Annotated in this window: 18 protein-coding genes; 5 read left to right on the top strand and 13 right to left on the bottom strand. The window is 72.9% G+C overall.

The genetic code is table 11. The features are described 5' to 3' along the window. Positions 1-189: 189 nt before the first annotated feature. Positions 190-1,401, bottom strand: coding sequence for a TerC family protein (locus tag INN71_RS09380; protein ID WP_277499477.1), 1,212 nt, complete (start codon positions 1,399-1,401; stop codon positions 190-192). Positions 1,402-1,539: 138 nt separating this feature from the next. Then, positions 1,540-2,592 (bottom strand): SGNH/GDSL hydrolase family protein, encoded by a 1,053-nt coding sequence (locus tag INN71_RS09375; protein WP_277499475.1) that lies wholly within the window; start codon positions 2,590-2,592, stop codon positions 1,540-1,542. Positions 2,593-2,879: 287 nt separating this feature from the next. Between INN71_RS09375 and INN71_RS09370 the strand changes: the two genes are divergently transcribed. Both INN71_RS09370 and INN71_RS09365 read left to right on the top strand, forming a co-directional pair. Further along, positions 2,880-3,017, top strand: a complete 138-nt coding sequence (locus INN71_RS09370; protein ID WP_277499474.1) for a hypothetical protein — start codon at positions 2,880-2,882, stop codon at positions 3,015-3,017. Between the two features lie 199 nt (positions 3,018-3,216). Next, complete coding sequence (locus tag INN71_RS09365) at positions 3,217-3,825, top strand: YceI family protein (RefSeq protein ID WP_277499473.1); 609 nt, start codon at positions 3,217-3,219, stop codon at positions 3,823-3,825. 97 nt (positions 3,826-3,922) lie between these two features. On the opposite strand, the gene INN71_RS09360 is transcribed toward INN71_RS09365, so the two are convergent. Together INN71_RS09360 and INN71_RS09355 are read right to left on the bottom strand one after the other, a co-directional pair. After that, the gene (locus INN71_RS09360) at positions 3,923-4,414 is read right to left on the bottom strand and encodes a DUF1707 domain-containing protein (RefSeq protein ID WP_277499472.1); all 492 of its coding nucleotides are present in this window, start codon (positions 4,412-4,414) and stop codon (positions 3,923-3,925) included. Further along, positions 4,411-5,127, bottom strand: coding sequence for a PadR family transcriptional regulator (locus INN71_RS09355; RefSeq protein WP_277499471.1), 717 nt, complete (start codon positions 5,125-5,127; stop codon positions 4,411-4,413). The genes INN71_RS09360 and INN71_RS09355 overlap by 4 nt, the downstream gene beginning before the upstream one ends. A 155-nt stretch (positions 5,128-5,282) precedes the next feature. On the opposite strand from INN71_RS09355, the gene INN71_RS09350 reads away from it, so the two are divergent. Next, positions 5,283-6,356: a glycoside hydrolase family 6 protein gene (locus tag INN71_RS09350; protein WP_277499470.1), complete on the top strand. Its 1,074-nt coding sequence runs from the start codon at positions 5,283-5,285 to the stop codon at positions 6,354-6,356. Positions 6,357-6,585: 229 nt separating this feature from the next. Here INN71_RS09350 and INN71_RS09345 read toward each other — a convergent pair whose 3' ends face one another. From INN71_RS09345 to INN71_RS09330, 4 genes are all read right to left on the bottom strand, one after another. Continuing rightward, positions 6,586-7,068, bottom strand: a complete 483-nt coding sequence (locus tag INN71_RS09345; protein ID WP_277499469.1) for a glutathione peroxidase — start codon at positions 7,066-7,068, stop codon at positions 6,586-6,588. Positions 7,069-7,192: 124 nt separating this feature from the next. Next, positions 7,193-7,366, bottom strand: coding sequence for a CsbD family protein (locus tag INN71_RS09340; protein WP_277499468.1), 174 nt, complete (start codon positions 7,364-7,366; stop codon positions 7,193-7,195). A gap of 145 nt (positions 7,367-7,511) precedes the next feature. Further along, a complete protein-coding gene (locus INN71_RS09335; protein WP_277499467.1) occupies positions 7,512-9,710 on the bottom strand; it encodes a 3-hydroxyacyl-CoA dehydrogenase NAD-binding domain-containing protein in 2,199 nt (732 codons plus the stop codon). A gap of 30 nt (positions 9,711-9,740) precedes the next feature. After that, on the bottom strand, positions 9,741-10,952 hold the full coding sequence (locus INN71_RS09330) for an acetyl-CoA C-acetyltransferase (RefSeq protein WP_277499466.1): 1,212 nt from the start codon (positions 10,950-10,952) through the stop codon (positions 9,741-9,743). A 194-nt stretch (positions 10,953-11,146) separates the two neighbouring features. Between INN71_RS09330 and INN71_RS09325 the strand changes: the two genes are divergently transcribed. After that, entirely contained in the window at positions 11,147-12,388 is a 1,242-nt protein-coding gene (locus tag INN71_RS09325; RefSeq protein WP_277499465.1) for an AI-2E family transporter, read from the top strand. Positions 12,389-12,435: 47 nt separating this feature from the next. After that, positions 12,436-12,849 carry an S-adenosylmethionine decarboxylase gene (locus INN71_RS09320; RefSeq protein WP_277499464.1) on the top strand — a complete coding sequence of 138 codons (414 nt, stop codon included), beginning with the start codon at positions 12,436-12,438 and terminating at the stop codon, positions 12,847-12,849. A gap of 13 nt (positions 12,850-12,862) precedes the next feature. Here INN71_RS09320 and manA read toward each other — a convergent pair whose 3' ends face one another. Genes manA through INN71_RS09295 form a run of 5 tightly spaced genes read right to left on the bottom strand, consistent with a single transcriptional unit; the run spans position 12,863 to position 18,178 of the window. Further along, positions 12,863-14,053, bottom strand: a complete 1,191-nt coding sequence (gene manA, locus INN71_RS09315) for a mannose-6-phosphate isomerase, class I (RefSeq protein ID WP_277499463.1) — start codon at positions 14,051-14,053, stop codon at positions 12,863-12,865. Positions 14,054-14,075: 22 nt separating this feature from the next. Further along, a complete protein-coding gene (locus INN71_RS09310) occupies positions 14,076-15,227 on the bottom strand; it encodes an acyl-CoA dehydrogenase family protein (RefSeq protein ID WP_277499462.1) in 1,152 nt (383 codons plus the stop codon). A 9-nt stretch (positions 15,228-15,236) separates the two neighbouring features. After that, a complete protein-coding gene (locus INN71_RS09305; protein ID WP_277499461.1) occupies positions 15,237-15,680 on the bottom strand; it encodes a T6SS immunity protein Tdi1 domain-containing protein in 444 nt (147 codons plus the stop codon). A gap of 9 nt (positions 15,681-15,689) precedes the next feature. Next, the gene (locus tag INN71_RS09300) at positions 15,690-16,982 is read right to left on the bottom strand and encodes an SLC13 family permease (protein WP_277499460.1); all 1,293 of its coding nucleotides are present in this window, start codon (positions 16,980-16,982) and stop codon (positions 15,690-15,692) included. A gap of 32 nt (positions 16,983-17,014) precedes the next feature. Next, positions 17,015-18,178, bottom strand: a complete 1,164-nt coding sequence (locus INN71_RS09295; RefSeq protein WP_277499459.1) for a CaiB/BaiF CoA-transferase family protein — start codon at positions 18,176-18,178, stop codon at positions 17,015-17,017. Positions 18,179-18,237 lie beyond the last annotated feature (59 nt).

Raw genomic sequence — 18,237 nt, 5'->3', positions numbered from 1 at the left:
GCCACCCGGCCCGAGCGCCGCCAACGGGCGCTGCGCACAACGGCGGCGTACGGCGGGTGCGTGGCCGGGCGCGACCAGGCGCGGCCGGGGTGGAGTGCGGCCGGGGACGCCGACGGCCCCCGGCGTGGTGCCGGGGGCCGTCGGATCGAGCGGGTGGTGCGACCGGTGCGTGACCGGCGTGCCCGTGGGTCAGTCGCGGGTGCGACCGCCCTCGGTGGCCGTGCCGCCGCGGGCGGCGTGCACCCGGGCGAACAGCTCGTCGAGCTCCGCGCGCTCCGCCGGGGTGGGGCGGTGCTTCTCCGGGAGGTCGTCGATCTGCTGCTGCTTGGCGACGACGATGCCGAACTGGCGCTCGTGCTCGTCGACGTCGTGGGTGTAGGTCCCGTCGAGGTAGTGGTCGGCCGCCGCCCTGGCCGCCTTGATCGTCGACTCCGCCTTGCCCTTGGGGCTGAGCAGCGACGCGATGACCGTGACGACGAGGACGCCGAGGATGACGCTCAGCGACATGGCGATGCTGACCTCCGGGATGGCGGTCACGTGCTCGCCGCCGTTGATGAAGGGCAGCTCGTTCTCGTGCAGGGCGTGGATGAACAGCTTGACGCCGATGAACGCCAGGATGATCGCCAGGCCGTACGAGAGGAACACGAGGCGGTCGAGCAGGCCGTCGATGAGGAAGTACAGCTGGCGCAGACCCATGAGCGAGAACGCCGTGGCACCGAAGACGATGTACGTCTCCTGCGTCAGGCCGAAGATCGCGGGGATCGAGTCGAGCGCGAACAGCAGGTCCGTGCCGCCGATCGCGACCATGACGAGCAGCATCGGGGTCAGCATCTTCTTGCCGTCCACGACGGTGAACAGCTTGTCGCCGTCGTAGTGCTCCGAGGTGTGGAAGAAACGCTTCGCGAGGCGGATGACGAAGTTGTCGGCCTCCTCGCCGCCCTCGTCGTCGTCCTCCTTCAGCAGGGAGATCGCCGTGTAGAGCAGGATCGCGCCGAAGAGGTAGAAGACCCAGCTGAACTGGTTGATCGCGGCGGCGCCGACGAGGATGAACGCGGTGCGCGCGAACAGCGCGAACACGATGCCGAAGAGCAGCACCTTCTGCTGGTCCTCGCGCGGCACCTTGAAGCTCGCCATGATCACCAGGAACACGAACAGGTTGTCGACGCTCAGCGCCTTCTCCGTGATGTAGCCGGCGAAGTACTCACCGCCGTACGTCCCGCCCCAGTTCCACAGCACGAACAAGCCGAACACGATCGCCAGGCCGACGTAGATGGCCGACCAGATCGCTGCTTCCCTCAACGTGGGGATGTGCGCCTTGCGCACGTGGAAGAAGAAGTCGAAGAGCAGCAAGCCGGCGATGACGGCGATGGTGAGGCCCCATACCAGCGGGGTGACCTCCATGGACGGACTCCTTCTGCGTTGCGGTGGTGCACGAGGGCGGGGCGACCGGTCGGCCACCCCGCCGCGCGGCGACGTCAGGGAGAAGAACGTGCACAGGGGTCGCACAAGTTCCCGGTGCGACGTGGATCTCCCCCCGTCTCACTCCTGCGCGGGGTCGGCCGTCCCGTCGGCGATGGCCCGCTGGGCCGCGTGGAGGGGCGCCGTCTCCACCACCCGCGGCGCGATCGTGCGGTCGTACGCCGCGTACGGCGCCTGCTGCGCGACGTACGTGCCCGCGTGCGCCTCGGCGTCGGCGACGACCGCGGGGGTGACGGCCAGCGCGCTGCCGGTGGCCGCGGAGGACACGAGGGGGACGTAGCCCTGGGCGTGGCCCAGCGTGTTCGGGTGGTAGCTCTCGACCACGGGGTTCGACAGCCCGTTCAGCCACGCCGGCTCGTCGCAGACGGCGTGGCCGGTGAACGCGGCGGTGGGGTCGACGAAGCGGAACCCGGCGGCCCGGGCGGCCGCGGCGGTGCGGGCGTCGAGCTGGTCGGCGGTGGCGTTCAGGCGCGTCATCTCCGCCGGCGAGATGAAGGTGAGGACGTCGCAGTCCTCGCCCTGGAACAGACGCGGGTAGCCGGCGACCACGACGTCGGCGTTCGGCGCGGCGGCGCGGACGTCGGCGTAGAGGCCCGAGAGCCGCGCGGGCAGCGTGGCGCCGATGAAGGCCTGGGCGCCGTCGATCGCGCCGTCGCAGTCGCTCATCCACCCCGGCTGGGCGCACTCCGTGATGACGTCGGTGAACCCGGCGTCGTTGCCGCCGACGGACAGGGTGACGAGGTCGGTGGCGGCGGAGAGCGCCGTGAGCTGGTTGGCGCGCACGTCGGCGACGACGGCGCCGGAGCACGCGCGGAAGTCGAGGTCCCAGCCCCCGGCGGAGGCCAGCAGCGAGGGGAACGCGTGCACGGAGCGGAGGCACTGGGTGCCGTCCGCCAGGTACTCCCGCGTTCCCGTGCCCGACGAGTAGGAGTCGCCCAGCGCGACGTAGGAGCCGCCGGCGGCGGGCCCCACGGAGGTGGAGCCCGAGACGGGGTCGGCGAGCGCCGGGGCGGCGGGGCCGGCCAGGGCGAGCCCGGCGGCCAGGACGGCGGGGAGCGCCACCCACCCCCGGGTACGACGTCGTGCGGGCGTGCGGACAGGTGGGGTCGCCATGGTTCCTCCCGAGGGTGCCGGCGATCGGTGGCGCCCGAGCGGCACCGTAGGTCGACGCGCTCGACGGTGACCACCCCCGTGAGGGGAGGCCGGAGGGTTCCGCATTCACCCGTCGTTCACCTTGCGAGCAGCCCCCCAAGTGGAGCGGAACGGGCTCGTCCGGGCCCGTCCACAGGCCCAGGTGGAGCAGGACCGCCGCATCTGGGGCAGAAAAGTGCGGCGCCGACTACCGATCCCGCCGACGGTGCGCTACCTTGGATGAACGGAAAGTGAACAGGAGGTGTCTCATGCTCTACTCGACGTCGACCCACCGCAACGGCCTCGTCCTCACCTGGACCAAGGTCGTCGACGCGTCCGGCCGTGCTCGCATGGAGGCTCGTTGGACCTCGGCCTCGACGGCCGTCGCCCGACCGGCCGCCGCCTGACAGCCGAGCACTCACGCGCCACCCGGCGCCCCGCCGCCCTCGAGGCAGCCCCGCAGAGCCGCCATCCCCCGGGATGGCGGCTCTGCTGCGTCCGGGGTGTGTGTCGTCACCACCCCGCCGACCCCGAGATGGTTGACGGCGCAAGTAGATACCCGTACAGTCGTCGTTGAAAGTTCAACTGACTTCGGAGGACAGCATCATGGGCATCTTCAGCCGCACCAAGGACTCGGCCCCGGCCGAGCAGACGTTCGACGCTCCCACCACCGCCGTGGAGGACATCGCGGGCTCCTACGCCCTCGACGTCACGCACACCCGTCTCGGCTTCTCCGTGCGCCACGCGATGGTGACGACGGTCCGCGGCTCCTTCAAGGAGTTCGACGGCACCGCCACCATCAACACGGCCACGCCGTCCGCCTCGACGGTCGCCCTGACCATCAAGGCCGCCAGCATCGACACCGGCAACGCCGACCGCGACGGCCACCTGCAGACCGGTGACTTCTTCGAGGCGGAGAAGTACCCGAACATCACCTTCGTCTCGACCAAGGTCGAGCGCGAGGACGCCGACACGTGGCTGGTCACCGGCGACCTCACGATCAAGGACGTCACGAAGTCCGTCACCGTCGAGCTCGAGCAGACCGGCTCGGCGCGCGACCCGTTCGGCAACCTGCGCATCGGCTTCGAGGGTGGCGTCGCCATCAACCGCAAGGACTGGGGCCTCACCTACAACGCCGCGCTCGAGACCGGCGGCGTCCTCATCTCCGACAAGGTCAAGCTCGAGTTCGACGTCTCGGCGATCCAGAGCGCCTGAGCACGCACTCCCCCAGCGCGCCGGGCGACCCCCGACGCACCCGACGCCCCCGCCTCCCGGTCATCACCGGGGAGCGGGGGCGTCGTCGTACCCGCCCTCAGCAGCGGTACGGCGGCCCTCCCCGCCCCGGGAGCGTCCCGCGCGGGCCGGCCGCGCCCCGGCCGGCGATGCGGCGGACCGCCAGGAACGCCAGCCCGCCGAGCAGGAGGAGCGGCACGACGGCGACCAGCACCTTCAGCACCGCGACACCCAGCAGGACACCGCCGACGAGCAGCGCGACGAGCACCGCGGTCGGCACGAAGGCCGGCGGTCCGTCACCCCGGGCGCCCCGGGCGCCCCGCTTCCGCGCGGCCGGGCGCTGCGCGTTCCAGTCGTGCGCCCGCGCCGGGGCGAGCGCCCCGGGGTGAGGCGCCGGCAGGTCCGCGAACACGGGCTGCAGGTCCTCGGCGAAGCGCGCCGCCCACACGGCGGTGGAGCGCTCGTCGTGCTCGACGGGGTCGAGCCGGCCCTCGGCGAAGTGGGTGCCGAGCGCGGCCGCGGCGTCCTGCCGCTCCGCGTCGGAGAGCCGCACCCGGCCGGCCTCGCTCACCGGTCGCCCTCCGCGAGGATCCCGTACAGCCGGCGCCGCGCCTCGGCGAGCACCGTCAGGGCCTCCGCCCGCTGGGCGTCGGTGCCGGTCGACACGATCTGCCACAACGCGTTCATGACCTGGCCGATCTCGGGGAGCGCGCCCTGCGGCGCCTCGGCCCGCGGCGCGAACGGACGCCACACGGCGGCCAGCTCGTCGGCGTGGCGCGCGACGTACGCCTGCCCCTCGTCGCTGAGGGTGAGGGTACGGCGGCCCTGCGCGTCGTCGGCGACGACGAGGCCCTCGTCCTCGAGCTGCTGGATGGTCGGGTAGACGGAGCCCGGCGACGGCTTCCAGGCGCCGTGCGAGCGCTCCGCGATCTCGTTGATCACCTGGTAGCCGTTGCGCGGTCCCGACGCGAGCACGTCGAGGATCGCCGCGCGGACGTCGCCACGCCGCACCTTCGGCCCGCCGCCGTGGCCGCGCTGCGGCGGAGCGTCGAAGCCGAGCAGACCGGCGACCCACGGCGGCACGGGCTGGCCGTGACGCCCACCGCCGCGCCGCGGACCGAACGCGGCGCCGAGGCCGGCCGGGCCGAACGGCCCGCCCAGGCCGGGCCACGCCGGGAAGTCACCGCGGCGGCCCCCCTCGCGCGGGTGCTGGTGGCGCCCCCGCTCCCAGCCGTTCTCCTGGTCGTCGTCGTCGAAGCCGTCGACCTTGTCGGCGTCCCACATGTGCTGCTCCCTCCGTCCGTCGCGGCCGTACGGTCGTCGACCGCTCGCGATATATCGCGACAGTACGCCGGAGGTCGGCTCAAGCCAAGCGCTGTTTCTCTGCAGGTCCCACCGACGCCCGCCCGGGCCGGGTCGCGCCGCCCTAGGCTGCGGCAGTGCCCCCCACCTCGTCCGCGCTGACGCCTGCCCGCGCCGCGCACCTCGTCCTCGTCCCCGCCGCGCTCGCCGTCGTGCTCCTCGCGACGCTGCTGACCGGCCTGACGGGTCTGACGGGGTCGGCCCGCGCGGCGACGCCCGCCCCGGCGGCCCTGGTGGACGGGGGACCCGCAGCCCCGGCACCTGAGGTCCAGGCGCCCGCGGTCCAGGCGGCCGCGGCCGTCGACATCCGACTGCGGCGCGGGGTGCTCGTCGACCCGTCGAGCCCGGCCATGGTCGCCGCGCGCAAGGACGCGACGTACACCCCCATCGCGGCGAACACGCACACCCGCTGGTTCACCGAGGCGGTGCCGGTCGGCCGGGCGCGCGCGGCGGCCGCGGCGTGGGCGGACTACGGCCGGCAGAAGAACCGCACGCCCATGATCGCGGTCTACGGGCTGCCCAACCGCGACTGCGGCAGCCACTCCTCAGGCGGGTTCGACCCCCGTTCGTACCGCCTCTGGGTGGAGCAGATCGCGCTGGGCCTCAAGGGCAAGGGGGCCGTCGTCGTGCTCGAGCCGGACGCGCTCGGCCTGCTCGGCTCGTGCGCCGGGCAGGAGCTGTGGACGTCGCTCATCCGTTACGCGACCTACACGTTCGCGCGCAACGGCACGTGGGTGTACGTCGATTCGGGCCACTCGTCGTGGCACTCCGCGAACGTCATGGCCGACCGCCTGTCCCAGTCGGGCGTGCAGTGGGCGCGCGGCGTCGCGACGAACGTCAGCAACTACCGCACCACCAACGACGAGCTCGCCTACGGCCGGTCGCTGGTCGCGGCGCTCGCCACCCGGGGGTACGCCGGCAAGCGCCAGCTCGTCGACACCTCCCGCAACGGCGCCGGCCCCGCGCGCGACGGCTCGTGGTGCAACACCGCCGCCGCCCGCCTGGGCAGCAAGCCGAAGGTCGTGAACGCGAACGGCGTCGACTTCTACGCGTGGGTCAAGCGCCCCGGCGAGTCGGACGGCGCCTGCAACGGCGGCCCCGCCGCCGGCCAGTGGTGGGCGACGGGAGCGCGGCGCCTGCTCGGCCGCTGAGGCCGCCGACCCCGTCCGGTGGTCGAGGTGGCCGCCCCAGCCGCCCTCGAAACCACCCAGGGAACCCGGTCGTGGTTTCGAGGGGTTGCCAGAGCAACCCACCTCAACCACCGACATCCGGTGGTTGAGGTGGCCGCCCCAGCGGCCCTCGAAACCACCGGAGTAGGTCAGCGTGGTTTCGAGGGGTGCTAGCGCACCCACCTCAACCACCGCGCGAGCGGGAGGAGCGTCAGGCCGCGAGCGCCTTCTCGATGTCGGCGGCGATGTCGGCGGGCTTCGTGGTGGGGCCGTAGCGCTTCACGACCGTGCCGTCGCGCCCCACGAGGAACTTGGTGAAGTTCCACTTGATGCGACCGCCGAGCAGGCCGCCCTTCTCCTTCTTCAGCCAGTCGAAGACGGGGTGGGCGTCGGAGCCGTTCACGTCGACCTTGTCGAACATGGGGAACGAGACGCCGTAGTTGCGCTGGCAGAACTCGCCGATGTCGTCGGCCCCGCCGGGCTCCTGGCCCGCGAACTGGTTGCACGGGAACCCGAGCACGACGAGGCCCTGCTCGCCGTACGTGCGGTAGAGCTGCTCGAGACCCTCGTACTGCGGCGTGAAGCCGCAGTTGCTGGCGGTGTTCACGACGAGCACGACCCGTCCGGCGTACGCCTCCAGGGACTCCTCGGTGCCGTCGAGCCGGGTCGCGGTGAAGTCGGACAGGGTGCTCATGGTGCTCCTCGGAGGGGGTCGGTCGGGGTCATCAGGGGTTCGGTGCCGCGGGCCCGCCGGATGGGCCCGGACGCGACGACGGGCCCCCCGATCATCGGGGAGCCCGTCGTGGTGCGTCGAGACCTCAGGACTTGAAGGCGTCCTTGACGTTCTCGCCGGCCTGCTTGAGCGAGGACTTCGTCTGGTCCTTCTTGCCCTCGGCCTTGAGCTCGTCGTCGCCGGTGGCGTCGCCCACGTGCTCCTTGGACTTGCCGCCCAGGTCCTCGACGGTGTTCTTCGCCTTGTCCGCGATACCCATGTCGTTCCCCTTCCGTGCTTCGTCGTCCGGTCCTCCCCCACGGTAGCCACGTCTCCAAGGACGCGCCGGGAGCCCGCCGACGACAGCACCGGGCCGGTGCCCCCTGGGGAGGGGCACCGGCCCGGTGGTGGGTCGCGGAGGGCCGTCAGGCGGGGAAGGACTCCCCGTTGGCGGCCATCTTGCGGAGGTGGTCGGTCGGCCGGAAGCGGTCGCCGTACTTCTCCGCCAGCTCGTCGGCGCGCTTGACGAAGGCCGCGAGGCCGATCTCGCCGTCGGCGCCCTCGTAGCCGGTCATGAACTGGGCCGCGCCACCCGTGTACGGCGGGAAGCCGATGCCCATGATCGAGCCGATGTTCGCGGCGGCCGCCGAGGTGATGACGTCCTCCTCGAAGCACTTGGCCGTCTCGAGCGCCTCGAGCACGAGCACGCGGTCCTGCACGTCGCGCAGCGGCGGCTGCTGCTCCGCGACCGGGAAGGTCTCGGCGAGGCCCTTCCACAGGCCCTGGCGCTTGCCGGACTCGTCGTACTCGTAGAAGCCGGCGCCCTTGAGGCGCGAGGGACGACCGATCTCGATCATCTTCTCGACGACCTTCAGCCCCGGGTGCGGCACGTAGTCGAGGCCGTCGCGCTCGGCCGCGTCCGCCGTGGCCTTGGCGATCTTGGCCATGAGCTCCATGTTGAGCTCGTCGGAGAGCTGCAGCGTGCCGACCGGGTAGCCGGCCTGCGTGACCGCGCGCTCCAGGGTCTGCGGGTGCACGCCCTCGGCGAGCAGCTGCAGGCCCTCGTTGACCATGAAGCCGATGACGCGGGAGGTGTAGAAGCCGCGGCTGTCGTTGACGACGATCGGCGTCTTCTTGATCTGCTGCACCAGGTCGTAGGCCTTCGCCAGCGCCGCGTCGTCGGTCTCCTCGCCGCGGATGATCTCCACCAGCGGCATCTTGTCGACGGGGCTGAAGAAGTGCAGGCCGATGAAGTCCTTCGGACGGTCGACGCCCTGGGCCAGCTCGGTGATGGGCAGCGTCGAGGTGTTCGAGCACAGCAGCGCGTCCGGGTTGACGTGCTCGGCGATCTCGGCGAACACCTTGGCCTTCAGCGACGGGTCCTCGAAGACGGCCTCGACGACCACGTCGACGCCCGCGAAGTCGGCCGGGTCGGCGGTGGCGTGGATGCGCGAGAGGAACTCGGCCTTGCCCTCCTCGGTCTCGCGACCGCGGGAGACCGCCTTGTCGAGCAGCTTCTCCGAGTACGCCTTGCCGCGCTCGGCGGCCTCGGTCGTGACGTCCTTCAGCACGACCTGCGCGCCCGACTTGGCGAACACGTACGCGATGCCCGCGCCCATCATGCCGGCGCCGAGCACGCCGACCTTGCGGCCGACGTACTTCTCGTGGCCGTCAGGACGCAGCGAGCCGCCGTTGATCGCCTGCAGGTCGAAGAAGAACGCCTGGATCATGTTCTTGCTCTGCTGGCCGACGACGAGGCCGGTCAGGTAGCGCGACTCGATGCGCGAGGCGGTGTCGAAGTCGACCTGCGCGCCCTCGACGGCGGCGGACAGGATCGCCCGCGGCGCCTGGTACGGCGCGCCCTTGACCTGCTGGCGCAGCAGCGCCGGGAAGGCCGGGAGGAACTGGGCGAGCTTCGGGGTGGACGGGGTGCCGCCGGGCATCTTGTAGCCCGGGCGGTCCCAGGGCTGCTTGCCCGCGTCCGCGTCGCCCGCGACCGACGCGAGCCACGCCTTCGCGGCGGGCAGGAGGCCGTCGAGGTCGGCGACCAGCTCGTCGACCAGGCCCTTCTCCTTCGCCTGGGCCGGCTTGAAGCGCGTGCCCTGGAGCAGGACGTCCATCAGCGCGGTCTGCAGGCCGAACATGCGCACCGTGCGGGTGACGCCGCCGCCGCCGGGCAGGAGCCCCAGCTGCACCTCGGGCAGGCCGATCTGCACCTTCGGGCTGTCCCACGCGACCCGGTGGTTCGCGGCGAGCGCGATCTCCAGCCCGCCACCGAGCGCGGCGCCGTTGATGGCGGCGACCACGGGCGCGGGGTGGAGCTCGAGGCGACGCAGCGCGGCCTTGACGTCCTCGACCATCGCGAACACGTCGGCGGCGTCGTCCGGCGTGGTCTGCACCATGCCCTTGAGGTCACCGCCGGCGAAGAAGGTCTTCTTGGCGCTGGCGATGACGACACCCTTCACCGAGCCCTCCGGCTCGGCGTACAGCTTCTCCACCGCGTCGGTCATCGACGTGCGGTAGAGCTCGTTCATGGTGTTGGCGCTCTGGTTCGGGTCGTCCAGCGTCAGCGTGACGATCCCGTCGGCGTCCTTGTCGTAGCGGACGGCGCTCTGCTCGGTCATGGGTTCCTCTCTCGATGTCCGGTACGACGCTCAGACGAGCTCGACGATGGTGGCGATGCCCATGCCGCCGCCCACGCACAGGGTGGCGAGGCCGCGCTTGAGCTCGCGGCGCTCGAGCTCGTCGATCAGCGTGCCGAGGATCATCGCGCCGGTCGCGCCGAGCGGGTGGCCCATGGCGATGGCGCCGCCGTTGACGTTGGTGATCTCGGGGCCGATGCCCATGTCGCGCATGAAGCGCATCGCGACGGCGGCGAACGCCTCGTTGATCTCGAACAGGTCGATGTCGTCGACCGTCAGGCCGGCCTTCGCCAGCGCCTTGCGTGCGGCGGGGGCCGGACCGGTCAGCATGATGACCGGGTCGGCGCCGGAGACGGCGGCCGAGACGATGCGGGCGCGGGGGGTGAGGCCGGCGCGCTTGCCCGCGTCCTCCGTGCCGATCGCCATGATGGCCGCGCCGTCCACGATGCCCGAGCTGTTGCCGGCGTGGTGGACGTGGTCGATCTTCTCCAGCCAGTGGTACTTCTCCAGGGCCACGTCGTCGAAGCCGGCGCCCTTGCCGATGTCGGCGAAGGAGGGCTTGAGGCCCGCGAGGCTCTCCACCGTCGTGCCGGGGCGGATGAACTCGTCGTGGTCGAGGACCGTCAGGCCGTTCTCGTCGACGACCGGGATGACCGACCGCTTGAAGTAGCCGGCCTCGCGGGCGCGGGCGGCCCGGGCGTTGGACTCGGCGGCGTAGGCGTCGACGTCCTCGCGGCTGAAGCCCTCGACGGTCGCGATGAGGTCGGCGCCGATGCCCTGGGGCACGAAGCTCGACTGCAGCGCGGTGCGCGGGTCCATCGCCCAGGCGCCGCCGTCGGAGCCCATGGGCACGCGGCTCATCGACTCGACACCACCGGCGAGGATCAGCTCCTCGAACCCGCCGCGCACGCGCGAGGCGGCCTGGTTGACGGCCTCGAGGCCCGAGGCGCAGAAGCGGTTCAGCTGCACGCCGGCGACCTCGTCGGGCAGGCCCGCCTTCAGCGCCGCCGCCTTCGCGATGTCGCCGCCCTGGTCACCGATCGGGCTGACGACGCCCAGCACGACGTCGTCGACGAGGGCGGGGTCGAGGTCGGGGTTGCGCTTGCGGGTCTCGTCGATCAGGCCGACGACCAGGTCGATGGGCTTCACCTCGTGGAGGGAGCCGGTCTTCTTGCCCTTGCCGCGCGGCGTACGAACGTGGTCGTACACGAATGCTTCTGCCATGTCGGTCCTTGCCTGCCTCGATGGTCGTGTGGGGATCTGCACCCGCGTCGCAGCTCGGGGAGATCCAGGTCCGGATCCGATAATGACACCATTACTGTCATCGTGGGAACGGGGGCACGTGATTTAGGTGACTCGTCGGTAACAAGGCGCCTCCGCACGACCCGGCTCGGGAGGCGACACCTAGGGTGGTGGGCGTGACGAGCCCCGCGCCCGACCGCCATCCCCGCACCGTGCCCGACCGCGCGGACGTGATCGACCGCGGGCTCTCGCGCATCAACGTCTGGGGCGTGCGCGTCGTCGTCGGCGCCGCCGCCCTGTTCATCCTCGGCTGGGCCGTCGGCCACACGTGGATGGTGTGGTTCCCCGTCTCGCTGGCCCTCGTGCTCTCCACCGTCCTCGGACCGCCGACCGCGTTCCTGCGCAAGCGCGGTGTGCCGTCCGGCCTCGCGGCGGCCGGGGTGATGCTCGGGTTCCTCGGCAGCCTCGTGCTCGTCGGGTTCCTCCTCGCCCCCCAGATCGCCGGGCAGTCCAACGACATCGCCGACTCGGCCGTCGACGGCGTCGGGCAGATCCGGACCTGGCTCACCGACGGCCCGCTCGGGGTCAGCGACGGTCAGATCACCGACGCGCTCTCCACCCTCCAGGACGAGATCTCCAGCCAGGCGTCCGCGATCAGCTCGGGCGTCATCACCGGCATCAGCGCGGTGACGAACATCCTCATCAACCTCGTGCTGATGCTGATCCTCACGTTCCTCTTCATCAAGGACGGCCACCGCTTCCTGCCCTGGGTCTCCGCCATCGGCGGCCACCGCGCCGGCGGCCACCTCGTCGAGGTCAGCGCCCGGGCGTGGAACACCCTCGGCGGCTTCATCCGCACCCAGGCGCTCGTCTCCCTCATCGACGCGGTGCTCATCGGCCTCGGCCTCGTCATCATCGGGGTGCCCCTGGCGATCCCGCTGGCGATCCTCACCTTCTTCGCCGGCTTCATCCCGATCGTCGGCGCGGTCTCCGCCGGTGCGCTGGCCGGCCTCGTCACCCTCGTGACCAACGGCCCCGGCGACGCCCTCATCGTGCTCATCATCATCGTCGTGGTGCAGCAGCTCGAGGGCAACGTGCTCTCCCCGTGGCTGCAGGGCAAGTCGATGAACCTGCACGCCGCCGTCGTGCTCATGGCCGTCACCGCCGGCTCCACCCTGTTCGGCATCACCGGCGCCTTCCTCGCCGTGCCCGTCGCGGCGACCGTCGCCGAGGTGCTGCGCTACCTCAACGAGCGGATCGACGACGCGGTCGCCGACGACGCCCACCCGCAGGACGCGGCCGGCGCCGACGGCCCGGACGGACCCGCGGGCGCCCACCCGGCGCTGCCCGACGTACCGCACACCCACGACGGGCGGACGCCGACCGAGCTGCGCGAGGAGGGTCCGGCCACCGCGTGAGCCGCGCGGGGTTTGAGCCCCACCGCCACGACGCAGGCTGCACCGCCGTGCCCGAGCCCACCGCCCCGCCCGTCCCGTCCGCCCTCGGCGCGCTGGTGACGGCGCCGTCGGGCGACGAGATGTGCTCCTACGCCCTCGACGTGTGGACCGACCACCCGACGCTGCTCACCGACGAGGTCGCCCTCCGGGCGCTGCTGCGCGCGGCCGCCGCGGCCGGCGGTGCGGTGGTGCTGGGCGAGGCCGGGCACGTCTTCCCGAACGGCGCGGTCACCGCCTCGCTGGTGCTCTCGCAGTCGCACCTCGCCGTGCACACCTGGCCCGAGCACCGGCTGGCGAACGTCGACCTGCTGACCTGTGGCGTGCTCGAGGGCGAGGCCATCGTCGCGGCCGTCTGCGCCGGACTGGCGGCGTCGCGCACCCGGCTGACCCGCACGATGCGGCCGGTGCAGGCGCCGGACTGAGCCCGGCCCGTCCTCAGACGACGTCGACCAGGCGGGAGTGCACGGCGCGGCGCGCGGGCTCGAACGCCTGCGCCACCTCGCCCAGGCCGACGACCACGCAGTCGCGGTCGTCGGGGCCGAGGAACACCGACTCGCCCCGGGCCAGCGCCACCTTCTCGCCCTCGGCCGAGCGCACCTCGACCTCGCCGCCGGTGCAGATGAGCAGCGACTGCTTGGCGCTCACGACCGCGACCCCGTCGGGGTCGGCGTGGGAGACCTGCGTGACGGCGAGCGCGAACTCGACGTCGGCGGGGCTGAAGACCTCGGTCTCCGCCAGCACGAACTCGGGGTTCACCCGCGCGATGCGGGCCATGCCCGTCGCCCCGAGGCAGGTGACGAGGCCCGCCGGGTCGACGTGCTTCTTCGTCAGGCCCGCGCGCAGCACGTTGTCGGACGAGGCCATGACCTCCAGGCAGAGGCCCTTGAGGTGGGCGTGGATGATGCCCGCCCCGAGGTACGCCGCCTCGCCCGGCTGCAGCGTCATCCGGTTGAGCATGAGGGAGAGCACGACGCCGACGTCGTCGGGGTAGTACTCCGAGATCTCGACGGCCGTGGAGTAGGCCCGCTTGATGTCCATGCCCATCTTGCCGAGCGCGCGGCACGCCCCGACGACCTCGCCGACCTGGGCCGCCGTGACGTCCTGCGACAGCAGCCACTCGACGCGGCGCACGATGCCGGCGAACCCGGGGTCGGCGCGCAGGTCCTCGGCGAGGCGCTGCGTCAGCGGCGTCTCCAGCGGGGCCAGCACCCGGAGGATCTCGACCGTGGGACGGAAGCCGATGAGGCTGTCGAAGGTGGTCAGCGCGTAGACCATCTCGGGCTTGTGGTTCGCGTCCTTGTAGACCCGGTTCGGGGCGTCCAGCGGGATGCCCGCGCGCTCCTCCTCGGCGTACCCGTCCTCGGCCTGCGACTTGCTCGGGTGCACCTGCAGCGAGAGCGGCTGGGCGGCGGCGAGCACCTTGAGCATGAAGGGCAGGTCGCCCGTCAGGTCCGACAGCGGCTTCGCGTCGCCCGCGGCGTCGACCGCGGTCGAGGGCTGCAGCGGGTGCGTGCCGATCCAGACCTCCGCGACCGGGGTGCCGTCGGGGCGCTCGCCCAGGAACCGCGGGATCGCGTCCGGGGAGCCCCACGAGTAGGTCTGCACGCCGTTGCGGAGTCGGTACATGGGCGTCAGCCTAGGCAGCGGCTCACCCGAACGCGGCGATGCCCGTCTCGGCGCGGCCGATGAGCAGCTTCTGGACCTGGCTCGTGCCCTCGTAGAGCGTCATGACGCGGGCGTCCCGCATGTACTTCGACACCGGGTACTCGTCGACGTACCCGTAGCCGCCGAACGCCTGGATCGCGTTGTTCGCGGCGCGGACCGCGGCCTCGGAGGCGAACAGCTTGGCCTTGGAGGCAGCGGTCGAGAAGGGCTCGCCGCGCATGGCCAGGTCGGCGGCGCGCCAGACGAGCAGCCGCGCGGCGTCGACGTCGACCGCCATGTCGGCGATCAGCTCCTGCACCAGCTGGTGGGCCGCGATCGGCTTGCCGAACTGCTCGCGCTCGCCCGTGTAGGCCACCGTCGCCTCCAGGCAGCCGGCGATGATGCCGGTGCAGCTCGCGGCGATGCCGATGCGGCCCGTGTCGAGCGTCGACATCGCGATGCGGAAGCCGCCGCCCTCCTCGCCCAGCAGCGCGTCGGCGGGCACGCGGACGCCGGAGAACGACAGCGCGGCGGTGGCCTGGCCACGCAGCCCGAGCTTGCCCTTCACCTCGCGCCGCTCGAAGCCGGGAGTGTCGGTGGGCACGAGGAAGGCGGAGACGCCTCGGGGGCCGGGGCCGCCGGTGCGGGCGAACACGAGGCACACGTCGGCCCACGTGCCGTTCGTGATGAAGATCTTCTCGCCGTCGAGGACCCAGTCGTCGCCGTCGCGCACCGCACGGGTGCGGAGGTTGGCCGCGTCCGAGCCGTGGCCCGGCTCGGTGAGACCGAAGCAGCCGAGCAGCTCGCCGCTCGCGATGCCGGGCAGCCAGCGCTGCTTCTGCTCCTCCGTGCCGTGGGCCAGCAGGGGCTTGCCGACGAGGCCCGCGGAGACCGAGACGATCCCGCGGATGGCGGAGTCGGCGCGGCCGAGCTCCTCCATCGCCAGGCAGTAAATGAGCAGGTCGAGCTCGAGCCCGCCGTACTCCGCCGGGATCATCAGCCCGAGGAAGCCCTGCTTTCCCAGCTTGGGAACGATGGCGAGGTCCACGGCCTCCGCCCGGTCCCACTCGGCACGGAACGGCACGACCTCCCGGTCGCAGAACTCGCGGGCGGCGGCGCGGAACGCCTCCTGGTCGGGGCTGAGGGTGAGGTCCACGTCACTTCTCTACCAGGCGGGCGGGTTGCCTGTCCCGACCTGGCGGTGCAGCTGGCCGTTCAGCGACAGGGCCACGACGCTGTCGAGCACCTGCACGTTGGCCGCGGTGAAGGCGCCGCCGAGCACGGGCGCGACCGTGAAGGCGTAGGACTGGCCGGGCCCGGGCTCGAGGCCCCGGCGGGCGGCGCCCTCGACGAGCCAGGCGTGGAGGAACCGGTCCTGGGCCTCCACGTCGTCGAGCGCGGCGCGCAGGTCGTCGAGGTCGGCCCAGCAGCGCTCCAGGCTGCCCTCGACGGTCGACAGGAACCAGAGCCCGTCGTCGCCCGCGAGGACGACGTCGGCGAACGCGGTCACCAGCAGCGGCCGCTGGTCGACCAGGCCGGGCAGCCACGTCCAGTCGGCGAGTCCCCGGACGTCGTCGGAGGTGGCGGGGCGCAGCAGCTCGACGGGCACCCGCCGCCCCTACCCCGTGCCGCCGCCGGTCAACCCCACCGTGGCGGCCAGCGCGAGGGCCGCGGCGACGACGAGCACGGGGGTGGCGAGCAGGCCGGCGAGGTGGAAGCGGCGGCCGACGTCGACCGGGTGGTCGACGGCGGGGTTGCGCAGCCACAGCAGGTTGGCGAGCGACCCGGCGTACGTCGCGCCCGCCCCCACGCCGACGCCCACCAGCACCGCCAGCACGGCCGGGGCGCCGAGCGGGGCGGCGAGCGGCACGAGCAGCAACGTCGCGGGGAGGTTGTTGACGACGTTCGCGACGACGGTGGCCAGCAGTGCCGTGGCGACGAGGGCGACCGGTCCCGTGCCGTCGGGCAGCAGGCGGGCCAGCAGGTCGGCCCCGCCCTGCTCGGCCAGCGCCGCGACCGCGACGGCCCAGCACAGCACGAAGGAGGCGAACGGCAGGCCCGCCTCCCGTAGGAGGGTGGCGGGCGCGACCCGCAGGCCGGTACGGCGCGTGGTCACCGCCCGCGCGCCCAGCAGGGCCGCCGCGGCGAGCGCGGGCCAGACCGGGTCGAGGTGCACCTGGCCCCCGGCGACGATCGCGGCGAGGGCCAGGACCAGCACGACGACCGTCGGGCCGTCGGGGCGCGGCGCGGCCGCGGGCGGCGTCGTGACGGCGGGGGCGGGGTCGGCGGCGGGGGCGCTGCGGGAGGCAGGGCCGGCGGAACGGCGCGCGACCGCACGGAGCAGGGCGAGCTCGAGGCCCACGACCACCACCCAGGCCGGGGCCATCAGCAGCGTGAAGCGGGCGAAGGACAGCCCGGACGCCTCGAAGGCGACGAGGTTCGTCAGGTTCGAGATCGGCAGGAGGATCGAGGCGCTGTTCGCCAGCCGCACCGCGGCCAGGTCGACGGGCCAGGGGTCGACGGCCAGCACGCGGGCGGCGACGACGAGCACCGGCACGAGGAGCACGACGGTGGCGTCGAGCGTCAGCAGCACGGTCACGCCGGCGGCCGCGGCCACGGCGAGCGGGAGCAGGCGGCCCGGGCGGGCGCGGGACCGGTGCGCGACGGCGTACCCGAGCCAGGCGAAGAGCCCGCCGCGCTCGACGAGCCCCGCGAGCAGCAGGATGGCGACGAGGTAGCCGACGACCGGGCCCAGGTCCGCGACCGTCGCGCGGGCCGCCGCGAGGTCGACGGCGCCGGCGGCGAGCACCGCCACGGCCGCGACGACGCCCACGGCGAGCTGGCGCCAGCCCTGCAGCGCCAGCGCCGCGAGGAGGCACGCGCCCGCGGCGAGGACGGCGAGCACGGTCACCGGGTCAGGGTGCCAGGTGCCCCCCGGGGGCCTCAGGCCTGGACGAAGGCCCCCGAGGCGAGGAGCTCGTCGACGCCCTCGACTCCCCACGCGGCGAGGGCCTCGCGGGTGTGCTCGCCCGCACGTGACGGGGCGAGCGTCAGCGTCGGCTGCGTGCGGGAGAAGCGCGGCGCCGGGGCGGGCTGCACGACGCCCTCGTGCTCCACGAACACGCCGCGCGCCACCATGTGCGGGTGCTGCGCGGCCTCGCTGAGCCGCAGGATCGGGGCGACGCAGGCGTCGCTGCCGTCGAACACCTCGGCCCACTCGTCCCGGGTGCGGGTGCGGAACGTGTCCGCCAGCGCCTCGCGGAGGTCGTCGTACCGGTCGAAGTCGGCCTGGCCGGGCGCGGATTCCTCGATCCCCAGGGTGCGGACCAGCGCGGTGAAGAACTGCGGCTCGAGCGCCCCGACCGCGACGTGCTCGCCGTCGGAGGTCTCGTAGACGTCGTAGTAGGGGATCCCGCCGTCGAGCACGTTCGCCGCGCGCTCCTCCTTGAGCGCCCCGCCGGCGAGCATCGCGGAGGCCATCGCGTTGAGGTGCGCGGTGCCGTCGACGATGGCGGCGTCGACGACCTGCCCCTTCCCGCTGACCCCCCGCTCCAGCAGCGCGGCGAGGATGCCGATGACGAGGTACGTCGAGCCGCCGCCGAAGTCGCCCACCAGGTTGGCCGGGAAGTGGGGCCGGCTCTTGTCCTGGCCGAGCCCGTGCAGCGCGCCGGCGATCGCGACGTAGTCCATGTCGTGGCCCGCCACCTGCGCCAGCGGACCCGTCTGGCCCCACCCGGTCATCCGGCCGTAGACGAGACGCGGGTTGCGGGCCAGGCAGTCGTCCGGCCCGAGCCCGAGGCGCTCGGTGACCCCGGGGCGCAGGCCCTCGACGAGCACGTCGGCGCCCGCGACCAGCTCGAGCACCGTGTCGCAGGCCGCCGGGTCCTTGAGGTTCGCCGCCACGCTGGGTCGCCCGCGGGTCAGCAGGTCGTGACGCGGGTCCGCCACGACGCTCAGCGCGCCCCCGCCCGGACGGTCGACACGGATCACGTCGGCGCCGAGGTCCGCCAGGATCATGCAGGCGTGCGGGCCCGGGCCGATGCCGGCCAGCTCGACGACCTTGAGGCCCGCGAGGGGGCCGGTTCCGTGTCCCAGGGAGAGCACCATGGGCCGGATCATGACAGATCTACTGTCAACGTCGCGAGGGGTCACCGAGCGTCCGCTCG

It is taken from the genome of Nocardioides sp. ChNu-153 (assembly GCF_030466625.1).
Taxonomy (GTDB): domain Bacteria; phylum Actinomycetota; class Actinomycetes; order Propionibacteriales; family Nocardioidaceae; genus Nocardioides.
The sequence above is the reverse complement of the archived record's forward strand: the minus strand, read 5'-3'. Positions and strand labels throughout refer to the sequence as shown.